Genomic DNA, 14328 nt, shown 5'->3' with positions numbered 1-14328 from the left:
ATCGGTGTGCCTGGTCGATGGTGCTGGTTGGGATGGCTTTGTTCGGGTTGGTTGTCGGGTAGGTGACTGACGGTGTGGCCGAATGGTTGTTCAGCGCCGACGGTTGAGGGGCGAACCGCCGTCCGGTGCGGTGGCACACCAGGCAGTACGTCCACCTTCACCGGGTCTCTCTCAATGGGCGCACCCGCACGGCTATGTGGACCACGCTGGCAGTGGACACGCGATAAAGTTCCCTATGTCGTCGGCTCCTCTTGCCAACCGAATGTGGTGGCTGGCTCTGACCTCCGCGATCGTGTTGGCCGGATGCGATTCCACCCGCGAGACCGCATCCGAGCAGCCTTTGCCGCAGCCGCAGGCGCCCACTTCTGGGCCAGCCCAGTCGTCTGCACCGCCTGCCGGTTCGGTCTGCCCCACGGCCACGCACTACACATCCCGGGATCTACAGGGCGTCGGTGAGGGCGCAACTCTGTGGGCGATGCTGTTCTCAACGAGGCCGAGTGCCGGCACTGAAATCAAGGTCGTCTGGCGCATGACCGGCAGCGGCGACCTCTCGATCAGCGCCACAGGCCCGGATGGGAGAGTCGTCAAGCCTGCCTGGGGTCCCGAGCCGCATGGCGGCAGCAACTGGAACCGGCCGGGCGACGAGTGGGGCACCGGCTGGGTCTTTCCCAGTCCTGGTTGCTGGACGATCAATGCGACGCGTACCAGTGGGACGGGCTCCCTGGTGTTGCGGGTCGCTCAATAAGGTCGTTTTCGCCTTCCTGGCCGCATGCGTCTACTGGTCCTCAGGGGTACCTGCGGCGGCACAAACATGGTTCGGGGCGACGGACCAGCCCCACCGAGGTCACCGTCCTGACCGCCGCCGGGCCGTGGGACGCCGTGGTGGACACCTCCGGGTACGTGCCGACGCCGGCCCGGGGTATGACACCGACACGGAGGACGGGCTGACGCGCTACGGCTACCAGAAGGCCGGCTGCGAGGCTGCGGTGCGCCGAGCCTTCGGACCTGAGCGCCAGTACGATCTTCCGCCCTGGCGTGGTGGCTCGGCCCGCACGGGTACTTCGGTCGGCTGCCCTGGTGGCTACGCCGCGTCTCCGCCGACGGCGGGGTCCTCGCCCCGAGTTCGCCGGACCGGACGATCCAGCCCGTGGACGTTCGATCGCTAACCGACGGGTCGGGCCACCGAATGCCAAGCATCGAAAGCCCACCTGACGTCGGCCGTGTCCGCGCTGGTGAAGACCGTTTCCAGGTACATTGCTTCGATGAAGCTGTAGCCGTACAGAGTGAACTTGGTGTCGCCGTCTTGGCGGTAGAGCCAGGCGGCACGATGACCAACCCCGCCTCGGCCACCCTCACCCACCTTGCCTGTTGGGTCCGGCGGCAGTTCAGCGTCGAGTGAGGCGATGATGTCGGCCCCATTGGCGCACCGCCATTGATTTCCTGGCGAAACCCGCATCGTGCGGCCGGGTGCACGCCATATTGCGTCACTGCCTTTGGTGCGCCCCCGCGTCCAAACAGCGGAAAGCTCCATCGACCAACCACCGCCCAAAGACCTTTGCATGCCCCTAGTGTGACCCACGGCTGGCGTCCCTCGATCGGCACCGGGGACACGTTGAGGTGACCCCTTGGGTGTGAAGGAATGATCGGTCGTCGATGAGCTGGGTGAGCATCAGGGTTACCTGCACGAGCGGTTCAACACCATCCATGGACGTCCGGCACTGCTCGCGCCCGTCATCACCCGGTTGTTCACTCAGCCCGACCGGCGACGGTGAACGTCAGCCGGCGGTCGCCGGCGCAGCCCCAGCCGCCTCGGACTGCCGTGATGACATCATCGAGGTATGCCCGTGATCGAAGTTGTGCTTGGTGATATCACTCGCGAGGACGTCGATGCCATCGTTACCGCCGCCAATGAGTCGCTGCTGGGTGGCGGCGGTGTAGATGGGGCGATTCATCGTGCGGCAGGACCGCGACTGGCGCAGGCAGGTGCCGCGCTCGCACCCTGCGATGCCGGCGACGCAGTCGCCACACCAGCTTTCGACCTGAACCCACCAGTACGCCATGTCATTCACACCGTCGGCCCCGTGTGGGAAGGCGGTGGCTACGGTGAGGCTGACGTCCTGGCCTCGTGCTATCGGCGTAGCCTTGAGGTTGCCGACGAGGTCGGAGCCCGCAGCGTTGCCTTCCCGGCTATCGCCACTGGCGTATACGGCTTCCCGCCTGCGCAAGCAGCGAAAATCGCGATGTCGACCGTCAGAGCAACGCCTACAGAGGTCAAGCATGTCCGCCTGGTCGCCTTCGACGAAGAGACGTACGAGCTGCTGGCTGCGGCACCTGTCACGGGTGGGCAGCCCCTGGGGTCCCACTGTGGGACTAGTCCCGCTACGGGACCAGTCCCGGCGATAGGCTCTCCGCGCCCTTCCACCAGCCACAGCCGCACCCCTCGGAGCACCCCCATGACATTGCCCGCAGATGACTTCACCACCGACGCCGACGGGTGGACCTACCTCGCCGGGGCTCGCTTCGTTGAACCCTATGAGTGGTCGGAGACGTCACCGGACTACATCGACCCGCAATCCCGCCTCCAACCGTTACGCGAGGGGCTTGTCCTGGCCGCCGACCACGAGGGGCTGCTCCTCAACTTCCAGAACGACGAGTTTCATAAGGGTCCGCTGATCGACGCGATGCCCGAGCGGAGGGACGTGTGGGATTGGCCGTTGACTTACGACGAGTTCGTGGCACTGCCGCTGGCGGAGTTGATGTCTGAGTTGGTGGTGGCTGGCCTGTTGGCGGTGCGCAGGAGCGGCGAATTGGTGGACTACCGGCTGACCTTGCCTGCCTCGGAAGAGTCAGACGTGAGCGACGAGCAGGGGACGTCGGAGACGTGCCTGCCTGGTCGCTCAAACGTCGACCTGGGGGGCGGCAAAAAGTTCATGTTTGAGGGTATTCAGCTCTTTCGCAAAGGGCCGCTTGTTGATCCATGCGTCAAGCTCGACTTCTGGGCTACCAGGGACGATCTGGTCGTCTCCTATGGGGTACTGCTGACGGATGAGCAGGTGGGGTCGCTGATTGAGGCGTTGTCTCAGGCTAGGGAGGACGCGCGCCGGCTGGCGGATGGGGAAGGTCAGCGAATCTCTGATGGGGTGGATTATGCGCGTTTTGATTCGGAGCCTCCGTTCTGATCGCCGGCCCCGTTGCTGCGACGGGTAACACACCCACGCGCATGAGTGGGGGTTCGGACGCCGGTGGCCGGGTGGGTGAGTTCGCCAGCCAACGCGAGTACCGTGACCTGCGTGAAAGCGGTTCTCAGCGGTGGTCCCGGTGACGGCCAGGTGGTGGCCGGCGGCGGCGAGACGGTGGTGTGGCGGGCGTGCCTGTACGAGCGCACCGGGGACCTGGATGTGCGCCGCGGCGAGCAGGTGCGGGTATACGCGCATCGGACGGACTGCTGCGAGGGGTACGGGCGCGGCGCCGAGGACAGGTGCGAGTGAAGTCACCACTTTCTTTCGGAAACTACAGGCCATGCACTGTCAGGGAGTCGGGAGGCGCGCAACGCGCGCCACTCAATTTAACAACAACGAAACAAGGTCGTCGGATCCGTCGAACAGGCGGTCGATCATCCTGGGCAGAACCCCGAGCATGCCAAGCATTTCTTCAATCTCAGACAATGGAACAGCTAAGCGCCGATCGCGCCTCACAACCCTGTTCCAAGCAAGCAGGAGATCGCGCAGCTTATTTGCCGACTCTAAAATCGAACGGTTGGCCTCCTCGGCAGATGTCGAACGGTTGATAAACGCATCGGCTACCCGTTGCAGTTGATTGGCGCGCAACCGAACGACCCGTACCGCAAAGTAGATTTTATCTAGCTCATCCTCAGCCCACCCACCGGCAACAAGTATATTCATTGCGTTTTGGTGGATTCCATAAACCCAACCGACGACCTGCTCGATCGAGCCTACGATTTCATCGAGCCAACCCCGCTCGTCGGAACCACCTGCGTGCAACTCGGAGACGGGTGCGGCCAGGCTGTCCGGCGCACCTGGTGAGCACAGGTCCAGATCGGCTGACGGCTCAGAGAAGGCTCCCAGCACCTCCGCGAGGCCAGCTTCAACATCGAGCACCTCGTTCAGGTCGTCGGAGAGCTGCGCATATCCCGCACCAAGAAGGATGTCCCGCAGCCCCGCCTCAACATCAAGGAAGGCCGCTAGGTGCCGTTCCATCTGGTCGTAACCTGCCTCGGCCCGGTCGGAATGGGTGCGCTTTTCACTCATCCTCGCCCCCTCGCGCCCTCTGCCGCATGGTAGGCCAGTAGTCGAGATGTTTGGCAAGCTCTTGTCGTGCCTTGAGTAAACTGGACCGCACTGCATCCGGCGTGACCTTAAGCTGCTTCGCAATCTCGGCTGGCTTGTAGTCTTCGAGGTTCCATACCATCACTTGCCGCTGCCGGGATGGCAGTTTACGCAGTGCCGCGAGCAGCACATGCCGCAACTCCCATTCTTCGATCACCGCTGGTGCCACCCTCAGCAGCGGCGTGCGTTCCACGATGTCCCCTGCGGGGGATTCGTCCGCACTCCCAACCATCCGCGCATACTCGCGCGAGGCAACTTTCCGCACCCAGGCTCGGGGGTTCTCGATCTTCGTCCAGTTGATAAACGCCTTACGCATCGCCTCTTGGGCGACATCAGGTGCGTCGACAGCCGGAATCCCCTGTGCTATCAAAAATCCCACCAATCGCGCTGCGTCCTCGCGGTAGAAGGCGCTGAATTCAGCGACGCGGCTGTCCGGCGTCGTTTCGTTGCGGCATGCCTGCCCGGGGAGATAGTCGCGGTCGCTTCTGAGCTGGGTGTGTCCTGGGTTGCGCTCACCTGACGAGGTCAGCTCGCTGGTGTACTCATCCACGGCGTCCTCCGGAAGGGATGCCCTGGCGGGCAACCGTTAGGGTCAGGCACGATCCGTCGGACCGCCGGTCGCTGAGGTGACTGCCGGCAGGGAGGGTTGCCGCCATCGTTGTGAGGGCTTCACCCCGCAACTGCTCGTGCTGCACTTGCCACCTCATGCGGATCCATAGCCCGATCAAGGCGGCGGTTTCAGCCAGGCCCACCAGCACGACCCACCAAGTCACGTTCTCCACTGCACCTCACTTGATCTCGTGCGACCGGGCGCTACTTCGGAATGCTCCCTGTGTTGGGGGCGTCGTGGTGCGCGCACGGATGTAAGAGCACAAGGGAGGGGCCATCGTGAACTGGACGATCAAGATTTTTAGCCCTGGGTATCGGCTTCCCTCCGACCAGCAGTATGCGCGGGCGGTACCGGCCCTCCGGCGGCATGTGGCTGCCCAACCTCTACCTCCCAGCAGCAACCCCCTGACGCGGCGGGGCGGCCGATCGAGCCCTTACCCCCTTCTGCCTGCCACCATGAAGAAGGCCACCCCAAGAGGGCAAGCCCGAGCAAGCCATGCGTAGAGGTGTCGGGGATCGCTCGCTACGCACACGAAACACGCTCCTACGGCTGACACCATCAAGATCCAGTCGGGTGGCTGCGGGGCGACACATCGAGCCATCAGGTGTCGGTTTGCTTGGCTGCCTGCCGCTTCACCGCCTGCTTCCGTAGTTCAACGGTGGTCGACAGCGCTCTCGGCCTGTTGACGGATCAACGGCTTACCTGCTGGGCGCAGAGCGGCAGGCCCATCCCACCCCTGTGCTCCGGTGCTATGTACACCTCCGACAGGTACCCGACGGTGCCGTCGTGCAGCGCGATTTCGTACCACAGATCTGAGGCGACGCCGCCTGGGTTCTGCTCGATACCTGCGCTGGTCAGGTCCCGATTTGTCAGTCTGTCTCCACGGACCCAGCAGCGGGCGACGAGTTCCGTCCCGGACCACACCTCAGTGCCGGCGATCTTGCACCCACGTGCTGTGCACTTCGCTACTGGCTTGGTCGAGAGGTAGGCCGCCGTTGAATCCTCCGCCACGCCGTTCGGGCCGATCGCAACCTTGTTGTGCACGATGATCGCCGCAGGAGCCGACGGCCGCACGCTCTTGACTGGTTGGTCATCGCGTAACCCGAACGAGTAGGCGCCAGCCATGGCAGCCCCTAGGAGGAAGACGCCCGCGACCGCTTGGAGGGACCAACGCCAGCGGCTACGGCGAGTCGGCTGGGCCACTTGTGTTGGCGCGGATGCGCCGGGCTCAGTCGGCAGCTCTGGGCTCGCCATCTGCTGGACGGCGCCACCCCGGGACGGCGTCTGCCCGTCTGGACGAGCCTGGTCGCGCACCTGCTCCCACTTAACCCGCCACTCCAGCGGGTTTCCCTTACATGCCGTCACGAACGCTTCCACGGTCTCCCAGGTAGGAAGATGATCACCGCCTGCCGCCTCAGCCAAGGAGGTACGCGACCTTCCTGTTGCGCGCTGCATCTGGAGGTACTTCGGCTTACCGGCGGCCTCCCGCAGGTCGCGTAACTGCTGGGCGAACGCCTGAATGGGTCCAGCGGCCGGGTCGAGAGGGCGCTCAGGACGAGGCATCAGGGCTCCCTGGTTCGCAGTACGCAGACGCAGACTGTTGCTCCTAGGTGACGTGGAGCATGCGGATCGTACCGACGGCACCCCCTTGATCACTGCCCTCACTCCATCGATGAGCGCCCCCATGTCGGGCTGCTGGATAAACCGTCGCCGCAGGTCGTAGACCGTCGCTCGCCCTGGACAACACAACGGCCCCCTACAACTGATCACACCGCCCCGGAAAGCAGGGGCACACCCAGAGGGAGGACCGGATGCGTCGACAAGCATTCAAGGCACTCGCGGCACTCGCGCTCGGCACACTCATCCTTGGCGCCACGCAGGTGCCGGCCTACGCGGACACGGACTGCGAGAGCGGTCACTTCTGCGCGTGGGACGGAGCGAACTACAGCGGTAACAAGGTGATCGACTCCACGGCGGCCTTCGGAACGACCAACGTGGACGTGCCGGACAACGTGGTCTCGTCGGTCAAGAACCTGACGGGCAACCGGTGGTGCGGCGTCAACAACGGGTTCCCGGGCGACGACACCGTTCTCAACGTCGCGCCCAACACGAGGCTGGGGAGCATCGGGGGAGCAGACAACAAGATCGACCACTTCTACGTCCGCGGCGGTAACTGGGGCTGCTCCTAGAACCCTGGCGAAGCCGGCAAGAATTGGCTTCGCCCCGACTGATCGTTTACTGACAATGGCGACGAGGTCTCTGGTGAAAGCTTCCCTAATCGGAAGCGTCTGGTCACCGGAGACCTCGCGTCCAGGCGATGGTTTCCGCTGCCATAGGCGCAGGGATGGTGGGCCCGTCGAGGGCGCCGGGCTGCACGACCCGAGGCTCGGCGCGGGCGCACGTGAGCCGGTAGTCGACCCGGGCGGCGGCCTTCGCGGCGGGCTCGATGTCGTCAGCCACGGCTGTCCTCCCCGGCGAGAGGCCTGCGGGCAAGCCGTCCGAACACCTGGGACCGGTCGGCGTCGCTGCCGAACACCCCCTGGAACGGCTCGCGGTGTTCGATGCCCACATCCCCCGCACATGTCCGCAAGCTGCGCCCAGACGACGTGCCACCTGCGCGGACTGGCGGAATGGCAAAGATCAGCAGCAGAGCGAGCAGACCTAGGGCATCAGGTCGGCGGCGATGCAGGCGGGGCACGCGTCCCCCACCCACCCGCGCTCGGCCGCGTCCTTGAGCGCGTCGACCATGCCCGCCCAGTGCGCCGGCCGCCCAAAGGCCAGCGCCCGTTCCCCGCACCCGTGGCAGGCCAGCAGCACGCACAACCCGTCGGCGCGCTCGATCACCGGCGGGCCATCCGCCTTGGCGCCCGCTTCCAGCTCCTCCGCCCACACCTCGGCGGCGAGCGTGGTTGCCTGACCCCAGCACGCCCCGCACCCCACCCGGTCGCCCTCGATGAGGATCAGCCAGCAGGGGCGCGGTGCGGGCAGGAACGGCATCGGTCGAGTCTCCTACTGCTGCCCGAGCGGCACAGCGGTCCACGGGACGGTGAGCGTGGTGCCGTCGCGCCACAGCTCGTACACGCTCGCCCCGACGGCCTGCACGTACCAGCCGCGCCCGTAGCCGTTCACCTTGACGACGACGGGCTCACGGCGGGCGAGGGCGGCGCGGTGCTGCTCGGCGCGGTCGACGTGCACCTGTCCTGGCGTGGACGGCAGCCGGCGGCGGTGGATGCGGGCGGAGGCCGCGTTGAGCAGCGGCGGGGTCACCGGACACCAGCCTTCGCCGGCACCACCGGACGCCACACCGTGCGCGGGCACAACTCGTGCCCGTACGCGTCCTCCCGATGACGCAGCCCGTCCGGCGGCGTGACCTGGCGGATCGTGTCGCCGTCGGCAGTCCAGTCGACGTCGCAGCCAACAGCCGCGGTGACCGCCTCGGCCATGTGGTCGGCGCAGGACGGGCCGGCGAGCATGAGCCCGCTGGGCAGGTGGGTGAGCGCGTACCGGCGGGGGGTCGGACCTCCGGTGTCGTGGTCGTAGGTTTCGTGGACGGCGAGGCCGGGTGTGACCTGCCAGCCGGTGGTGGTCCACGGGCGGGTGCGGACCTGGTCGTCGCGGTCCCGGTAGCGCAGGACGACGGTGACGGTCAGGTCGGCGTCGGGGGCGGTCACCGTTCGACCTTCGCGAGCCGGCCCTTGACGGCCCTGCGGGCGGCGACGACGGACGGGTGCTGGCCGAGCTTCTGCCGCATCTCCTCGGCGCGCTCGCGGTCGGCGACCCGGCCGGTGCTGGCGGCCTCGCCCAGCGCGTTCTTCCACTCGGCGTGGGCGTCTGAGAGAGCGTTTGAGATGTGTGCTGGTCGGGTGTGTCGCACAATGGGTGTGATCGATGGGCCGGGTTCGGTCGGTAGATGGGTATGGATCGTGTGCGGCGGTACCCGTCTGACCTGACCGATGCCGAGTGGGCGTTCGTCGAGCCGATGCTGCCGTCGCCGCAGTGGATGGGCAGGCCGGAGAAGCATCCTCGTCGGGCGATCGTCGACGGCATCCTGTACGTGGTGCGTACCGGGTGCCCGTGGCGGTTCCTGCCGGTGGACTTCCCGCCCTGGCAGACCGTGTACTCCCACTTCCAGCGGTGGAACCGGCGGGGTGTGACCGAGCGGATCCTCACCGAACTGCGGGAGGAGGTCCGCCTGGCCCATGACCGGCAGCCGCAGCCGACAGCGGGGATCATCGACTCCCAGAGCGTGCGCGCCGCCGACACCGTGCACCGCGACACCCGCGGCTACGACAGCGGGAAGAAGGTCAACGGCCGCAAGCGGTTCATCGTCACCGACACCCTCGGCCTGCTGGTCACCGTCTGGGTCCTGGCCGCTTCGTGGCAGGACCGCGACGGCGCGAAGGGCGCCCTGCTCGCCACCTATGTGGCGACCCCGATCCGGCACGTGTTCGCCGACTCCGGGCTCGCCGGCCGTCTGGTCGACTGGGCCCGCGACATCCTGCGCACCACCCTGGAGATCGTCCGTAAGCCCGCCGACCAGCAAGGGTTCGTCGTGCACCGCCGCCGCTGGGTGGTGGAGAGGACCCTGGCCTGGCTCACCGCCCACCGCCGCCTGGCCCGCGACTACGAAACCCGCCCCGCCACCTCCGAGGCCATGATCCGCTGGGCCGCCATCGCCGGCATGCTCGGCCGCTTCACCCGAGGCGGACCCGCCACCCGCCAACAACGCCGCACCTTCAACACACCCGACTGACAGACATGCGAAACGCTCTCTGAGGGATTAAGCACTTTCCGACCAGACTCCTCTACCGATGTTTCCGCAGGTAGAGGGTGGTTTGTGGGCGCGGCAGGTTTCGAACCTGCGACCCCTCGCTTGTAAGGCGAGTGCTCTCCCACTGAGCTACGCGCCCCGAACGCCCGCGCACGGGCGGGCCGGAGTCCGGCAATCTTACCCTGCCGGCCCCGGCCCGACGTGCCGGTGTACCTGGGGTGGGATCAGGCGGCGGCCTCGGCCAGCGCCTTGCGCCAGCCCTGCTGGTCGCGCGCCTCGCCCGGCATGTTCATCTCGGCGAACCGGACGACGCCGGCCTTGTCGATCACGAACGTGCCCCGGTTGGCGATGCCGGCGGTCTCGTTGAAGACGCCGTACGCCTGGGCCACCGCGCCGTGCGGCCAGAAGTCGGCCAGCAGCGGGAACTGGAAGCCCTCCTTGTCGGCCCAGATCTTGTGGCTGTAGACCGAGTCCACGCTGACCGTGAGGACCTGCACGTCGTCGCTGACGTACTCGTTGAGGTTGTCCCGCACCTCGCAGAGCTCGCCCTGGCAGATGCCGGTGAAGGCGAGCGGGTAGAAGACCAGCAGGACGGTGCGCTTGCCGCGGAAGTCCGAGAGCCGGACCTCCTGGTTGTTCTGGTCCTTGAGCACGAAGTCCGGCGCCTCGGCGCCAACCTCGATCGGCATGCGAACTCCTTGCGTTGGGTGTGGAGGTGGCGTCAGCCTGCCACACCCGGCGGTGTGCCGCCGGGTGGTGTGGGTCACGCGCCTACTTCTTGGCCTTGGCCCCGCGCCGCAGCACCAGGCGGGCACCGCTCCAGTCCCGGCCGGCGTTGACGGTCGAGGTCTGCTGCAAACCGGCGGTGGGCGCGGACTCCGCGATGTCGCTCGGCTCGACGTGACCCTCCCGCCCGGCCTTGGGGGTCAGCAGCCACACGACGCCGTTGTCGGCCAGCGGGCCGAGGGCGTCGACGAGCAGCTCGAAGAGATCACCGTCGCCGTCGCGGTACCAGACCAGCACCGCGTCGACCACCTCGTCGGTGTCCTCGTCGACCAGTTCTCCACAGCGGTCGGTCAGGGCGTCCCGGAGATCCTGGTCGACGTCTTCGTCGTACCCCATCTCCATGACGACCATCCCCGGCTCGATCCCGAACCGGTCCGCCAGGCTGCGTACCCCGTCGGCGGCCTGACCAGCGGTCGCGCTCACTGTCGCGTGCCTCCTCATCTCATCCTCGCCCGCGGCATCGCTGCGACGCCGTCAGGCAAAGTCCACACACTCGCGGCTCCCCGCGCAAGTGGCGCACCGGGTGTAACGGAATTTACCGTGCCAGCAGCGTGCGGGCACCCTGGGTGATGGCCTCCTCCGTGACCAGCACCTCACGCGCTGCCGGACCTAATGGTACAAACGAGTCAACTCCGGCGACTCGCCGCGCCGCGCCGACGTAACCGCCGTCGACCAACGCCGCGATCACCCCCTCGCCGACCCCGCCGGAGCGGCGGGTCTCGTCCACGACCAGCACCCGGCCGGTCGCCGAGGCTTCCCGCACGATATCCGCCACCGGCAGCGGCGCGATCCAGCGCAGGTCGACGACGCGGCTGCCCACCCCCTCCTCGGCGAGGGCGGCGGCGGCGCGCAGCGACATCGGCACCCCGTTACCGAACGTGACGATCGTGAGGTCCTCGGCCGAGCCGACGCCGTACACGCGGGCCCGGCCGACCGGCACGTGGCCGGCGGCCCACTCCTCCGGCCCGGCGTACTCGGCCAGCCACTCGCCGTCACCCTCGGCGTACAGGTCGCGGGTGTGGTAGAGCGCGATCGGCTCGACGACCACGCAGACGCTGCCGTCCACCGCCGCGCTCGCCAGGCAGGTGCGCAGCATCGGCGCGGCGTCGTCCGGGCGGGCCGGCACCGCGATCACCAGGCCCGGCACGTCCCGCAGCACCGCCAGGGAGTTGTCGTTGTGGAAGTGCCCGCCGAACCCCTCCTGGTACGCCAGCCCGGCCACCCGCACCACCATCGGGTTGCGGAACGCCCCCGAGGAGAAGAATCGCATGGTGGCGGCCTCTCCGCGCACCTGGTCCTCGGCGTTGTGCAGGTACGCCAGGTACTGAATCTCGGGCACCGGCAGCAGCCCGGCCAGCCCGGCGCCCAGCCCGAGCCCGAGGATCGAGGTCTCGTCGAGCAGCGTGTCGAAGACCCGGGCCGGGCCGAACCGGTCGCGCAGCCCCTTGGTCACCCCGTACACCCCGCCCTTTGCGGCGACGTCCTCGCCGAAGGCGACCATGCCGGGGTGGTCGAGCATCCCGTCGGCGAGGGCGGCGTTGATGCTCTGCGCCAGGGTGAGCCGGCCGGTGCGCTCGGGCGGCCGGCCGCCGAACGCGTCGGCGCGGATCGCCGCGCCGGGCCCGCCCGCCCTGGCCGCCGCGTCGGCCACCGCCCGCGCAACCCGGGCCGGGCGGCGGGGCGCGGTCTCGGCCACCACCTCGGCCGCGGAGGCGAGTTTCGGCTCGCCGATGACCTCCTCGGCGATCCGGCGCACCTGCCAGCCGCGCTCGTCGTACCGGGCCAGCAGCTCCTCGGCGGTCGCGACGCCCGCGGCGACCAGCAGCCGCGCGGTGGCCAGCAGCGGGTCACGCGCCAGGTCCGCGGTCACCTCGGCGGTGCCCCGGTACGCGGCCTCCGCGTCGGCCCCGGCGTGCCCCATCAGCCGTACGGTGGTCAGGTGCAGCACGGCCGGCCGCCGGTGCCGGCGCACCCACTCGGCGGCCTCGACCGCCGTCCGGTACGTGTCGACCGGGTCGGTGCCGTCGGCGGCGAAGTACCGGATGCCGGGCCTGGCCCGCAGCGTCGCCTCCACCCAGCCCTTCGGCGAGCGGACGCTGATGCCGAGCCCGTTGTCCTCGCAGACGAAAAGCACCGGGATGCGCAGCCCCGTGTGGTCGTACCAGCCGGCGGTGTTGAACGCGGCGGTGGCGCTGGCGTGGTTGACGGAGGCGTCGCCGAACGAGCAGACCACGATGGCGTCCGGCGGCCAGGGCGAGCGCGGCGGGTGCCCGACGTCGCCGGCCGGGTCCGCCCCGGCCCGCCGCCCGGCCGGGTCGCGTCGGCGCAGCCGCTCCAGCGCCAGTCCGGTGCCGACCGCGCGGGGCAGGTGCGAGGCGATGGTGGACGTGGTCGGCACGATCGCGAGGTCCGCGCGGCCGAAGACCTTGTGCCGGCCCCCGGCGATGGGCTCCCGGGCCGAGGCGGCGATCCCGCGCAGCACGTCCCGGGCCGCCCCGGCGTACGCGTCCTCGGCGGCGCTTCCCGGGGCCCGGTCGCCGGGCACCGCCGTACCGTCGGGGGTCTCGCTCCGGGACTCGGGCGCGTCGGGGCCGGTCGCCGCCCCGCCGCCGGTCGGTGCGACGAGCCCGGCCCGGTCCCGGGCGGCGTCGGGGCGACCTTCCCCGTCCCGGCCGTCCCCGTCCCGGCCTCCCCTGTCCCGGCCGTCCACGCCGTGCCCGGCGGTCGACGCGTCGGGGCCAGCGGTCGACGCGTGGGGGCCGGCGGCGGTCCGCCCGCCCGGGGACGCGGGCTCCGGCGCGGGGAAGGCGGGCGTCGCGTCCGGGAAGGCGGTCTCCCCGGCGGCCTGGGCGGCGCGGAGGCAGTAGAACGCGCCCGAGCGGTAGTGCAGCAGGGCGGGGTCGTCGGGGCGCAGCGCGGCGGCGAGCGCGGCGTTGCCCTCGTGCCCGGCCGAGCTGATGGTGTAGAAGCCCTCGCCGAAGCTGCGCAGCCACCGCCCGGCGAGGTCGAGTTGCCGGCTGGTGACCTGGGCGTCGAAGACGTCCAGCAGTTGCGCCCCGGTCAGCGGCGCGCCGTCGCGGACGGGCTCTGCCGGGTCACGCGGCCGCGACGGGGTGGCGAGCCCGGCGAGGGCCTCCCGGAACCGGTCGTCGAGATCTTGCGGGGTGGTCACGTCGGACAGCATTACCGACTTGGCGCTCCGTCGCCCACTCGGACACGTTCCTCCGGTGTCGGCTACTCGGCGCCGCACCGCTCGGGGCAGCCGCCGTCGGAGATCTTCCACACCAGGTCCCGCAGGGTGGCCAACTCGGTGTCCGTGAGCCCGGCGAGGAGTCGGGAGTCCGACAGGGCCCGGTGGACCCGCTCGCGCACCCGCCGGCCGTCCCCGGTGACCACGAGGGTGCGCTGCCGCCGGTCGGCCGGGTCGGGCCGGCGCTCCACGAGGCCCGCCTGCTCCAGCCGGTCGACCAGCGCGGTCACGTTGGACCGGTCGCAGCGCAGCCGCTCGGCCAGGTCGCGGGCGGGCAGCGGACGGTCGGGGTCCAACTCGTGCAGGGCCCGCGCGACGGCCGGGGTGAGCCCGAGGTCGGCCACCTCGACGTCCTGGTGGTGCCGGATGGCCGAGGCGACGTGCATGATCCGGCGCACGGCGTCCCCGGCGAGACGGGCACGGTCCGCGGCGGCGGGTCCGGTCCGTGCGGGGCTGGGCTGCGCCATGCCGCAAGGGTACGTCCGGCGCGTCGCTCACCCGCCTGGCCTGGGTGTAAGGAAGGGCACCTTGTTAACGCATACGGTAGAGAAGGGCTCCCTTCTCA

Annotated in this window: 17 protein-coding genes, 1 tRNA gene and 1 pseudogene; 5 read left to right on the top strand and 14 right to left on the bottom strand. The window is 68.9% G+C overall.

Annotated features, from left to right (window positions below; translation table 11 throughout):
- Window positions 1-1162: 1162 nt before the first annotated feature.
- Window positions 1163-1531 carry a hypothetical protein gene (locus tag LPU43_RS23125; protein ID WP_229402598.1) on the bottom strand — a complete coding sequence of 123 codons (369 nt, stop codon included), beginning with the start codon at window positions 1529-1531 and terminating at the stop codon, window positions 1163-1165.
- Between the two features lie 307 nt (window positions 1532-1838).
- Between LPU43_RS23125 and LPU43_RS23120 the strand changes: the two are divergent.
- From LPU43_RS23120 to LPU43_RS23110, 3 genes and pseudogenes are all read left to right on the top strand, one after another.
- A pseudogene (locus LPU43_RS23120) lies at window positions 1839-2330 on the top strand (O-acetyl-ADP-ribose deacetylase); the annotation flags it as partial.
- 123 nt (window positions 2331-2453) lie between these two features.
- Window positions 2454-3179, top strand: a complete 726-nt coding sequence (locus LPU43_RS23115) for a hypothetical protein (RefSeq protein ID WP_229402616.1) — start codon at window positions 2454-2456, stop codon at window positions 3177-3179.
- A 111-nt stretch (window positions 3180-3290) separates the two neighbouring features.
- On the top strand, window positions 3291-3488 hold the full coding sequence (locus tag LPU43_RS23110; RefSeq protein WP_229402597.1) for a hypothetical protein: 198 nt from the start codon (window positions 3291-3293) through the stop codon (window positions 3486-3488).
- Between the two features lie 72 nt (window positions 3489-3560).
- On the opposite strand, the gene LPU43_RS23105 is transcribed toward LPU43_RS23110, so the two are convergent.
- From LPU43_RS23105 to LPU43_RS29070, 3 genes are all read right to left on the bottom strand, one after another.
- Window positions 3561-4268 (bottom strand): hypothetical protein, encoded by a 708-nt coding sequence (locus LPU43_RS23105; RefSeq protein ID WP_229402596.1) that lies wholly within the window; start codon window positions 4266-4268, stop codon window positions 3561-3563.
- Window positions 4261-4896 carry an RNA polymerase sigma factor gene (locus LPU43_RS23100; protein ID WP_229402595.1) on the bottom strand — a complete coding sequence of 212 codons (636 nt, stop codon included), beginning with the start codon at window positions 4894-4896 and terminating at the stop codon, window positions 4261-4263. The genes LPU43_RS23105 and LPU43_RS23100 overlap by 8 nt, the downstream gene beginning before the upstream one ends.
- Before the next feature lie 750 nt (window positions 4897-5646).
- The gene (locus LPU43_RS29070) at window positions 5647-6519 is read right to left on the bottom strand and encodes a helix-turn-helix domain-containing protein (RefSeq protein ID WP_505846096.1); all 873 of its coding nucleotides are present in this window, start codon (window positions 6517-6519) and stop codon (window positions 5647-5649) included.
- 248 nt (window positions 6520-6767) lie between these two features.
- Between LPU43_RS29070 and LPU43_RS23090 the strand changes: the two genes are divergently transcribed.
- Window positions 6768-7145 carry a peptidase inhibitor family I36 protein gene (locus LPU43_RS23090; RefSeq protein ID WP_229402593.1) on the top strand — a complete coding sequence of 126 codons (378 nt, stop codon included), beginning with the start codon at window positions 6768-6770 and terminating at the stop codon, window positions 7143-7145.
- 103 nt (window positions 7146-7248) lie between these two features.
- Here the strand turns inward: LPU43_RS23090 and LPU43_RS23085 are convergent, their stop codons facing one another.
- The 5 genes from LPU43_RS23085 to LPU43_RS23065 all read right to left on the bottom strand — a co-directional run bounded on the left by LPU43_RS23085 (window position 7249) and on the right by LPU43_RS23065 (window position 8830).
- Window positions 7249-7416: a hypothetical protein gene (locus tag LPU43_RS23085; RefSeq protein ID WP_229402592.1), complete on the bottom strand. Its 168-nt coding sequence runs from the start codon at window positions 7414-7416 to the stop codon at window positions 7249-7251.
- Window positions 7417-7617: 201 nt separating this feature from the next.
- Window positions 7618-7953 (bottom strand): hypothetical protein, encoded by a 336-nt coding sequence (locus LPU43_RS23080; protein ID WP_229402591.1) that lies wholly within the window; start codon window positions 7951-7953, stop codon window positions 7618-7620.
- Window positions 7954-7965: 12 nt separating this feature from the next.
- Complete coding sequence (locus LPU43_RS23075; RefSeq protein ID WP_229402590.1) at window positions 7966-8223, bottom strand: hypothetical protein; 258 nt, start codon at window positions 8221-8223, stop codon at window positions 7966-7968.
- A complete protein-coding gene (locus tag LPU43_RS23070) occupies window positions 8220-8627 on the bottom strand; it encodes a hypothetical protein (protein WP_229402589.1) in 408 nt (135 codons plus the stop codon). Before LPU43_RS23070 ends, LPU43_RS23075 begins: the two co-directional genes overlap by 4 nt.
- On the bottom strand, window positions 8624-8830 hold the full coding sequence (locus LPU43_RS23065; RefSeq protein ID WP_229402588.1) for a hypothetical protein: 207 nt from the start codon (window positions 8828-8830) through the stop codon (window positions 8624-8626). Before LPU43_RS23065 ends, LPU43_RS23070 begins: the two co-directional genes overlap by 4 nt.
- Window positions 8831-8866: 36 nt before the next feature.
- Here LPU43_RS23065 and LPU43_RS23060 point away from each other — a divergent pair, with 36 nt between their 5' ends.
- Window positions 8867-9709 (top strand): IS5 family transposase, encoded by an 843-nt coding sequence (locus LPU43_RS23060; protein ID WP_229402587.1) that lies wholly within the window; start codon window positions 8867-8869, stop codon window positions 9707-9709.
- 85 nt (window positions 9710-9794) lie between these two features.
- Here the strand turns inward: LPU43_RS23060 and LPU43_RS23055 are convergent.
- From LPU43_RS23055 to LPU43_RS23035, 5 genes are all read right to left on the bottom strand, one after another.
- Window positions 9795-9866 (bottom strand) — tRNA-Val (locus LPU43_RS23055).
- An 85-nt stretch (window positions 9867-9951) separates the two neighbouring features.
- On the bottom strand, window positions 9952-10416 hold the full coding sequence (locus LPU43_RS23050; RefSeq protein ID WP_229402586.1) for a peroxiredoxin: 465 nt from the start codon (window positions 10414-10416) through the stop codon (window positions 9952-9954).
- An 82-nt stretch (window positions 10417-10498) separates the two neighbouring features.
- On the bottom strand, window positions 10499-10936 hold the full coding sequence (locus tag LPU43_RS23045; RefSeq protein ID WP_229402585.1) for a DUF3052 domain-containing protein: 438 nt from the start codon (window positions 10934-10936) through the stop codon (window positions 10499-10501).
- A gap of 112 nt (window positions 10937-11048) precedes the next feature.
- Entirely contained in the window at window positions 11049-13697 is a 2649-nt protein-coding gene (locus LPU43_RS23040; protein ID WP_229402584.1) for a transketolase C-terminal domain-containing protein, read from the bottom strand.
- A 50-nt stretch (window positions 13698-13747) separates the two neighbouring features.
- Window positions 13748-14230, bottom strand: a complete 483-nt coding sequence (locus LPU43_RS23035) for a MarR family winged helix-turn-helix transcriptional regulator (protein ID WP_229402583.1) — start codon at window positions 14228-14230, stop codon at window positions 13748-13750.
- Window positions 14231-14328 lie beyond the last annotated feature (98 nt).

This window comes from Micromonospora okii (assembly GCF_020884795.1).
GTDB lineage: Bacteria > Actinomycetota > Actinomycetes > Mycobacteriales > Micromonosporaceae > Micromonospora > Micromonospora okii.
Note: the sequence above shows the minus strand (reverse complement) of the source record. Positions and strands in the feature narration are given on the sequence as shown.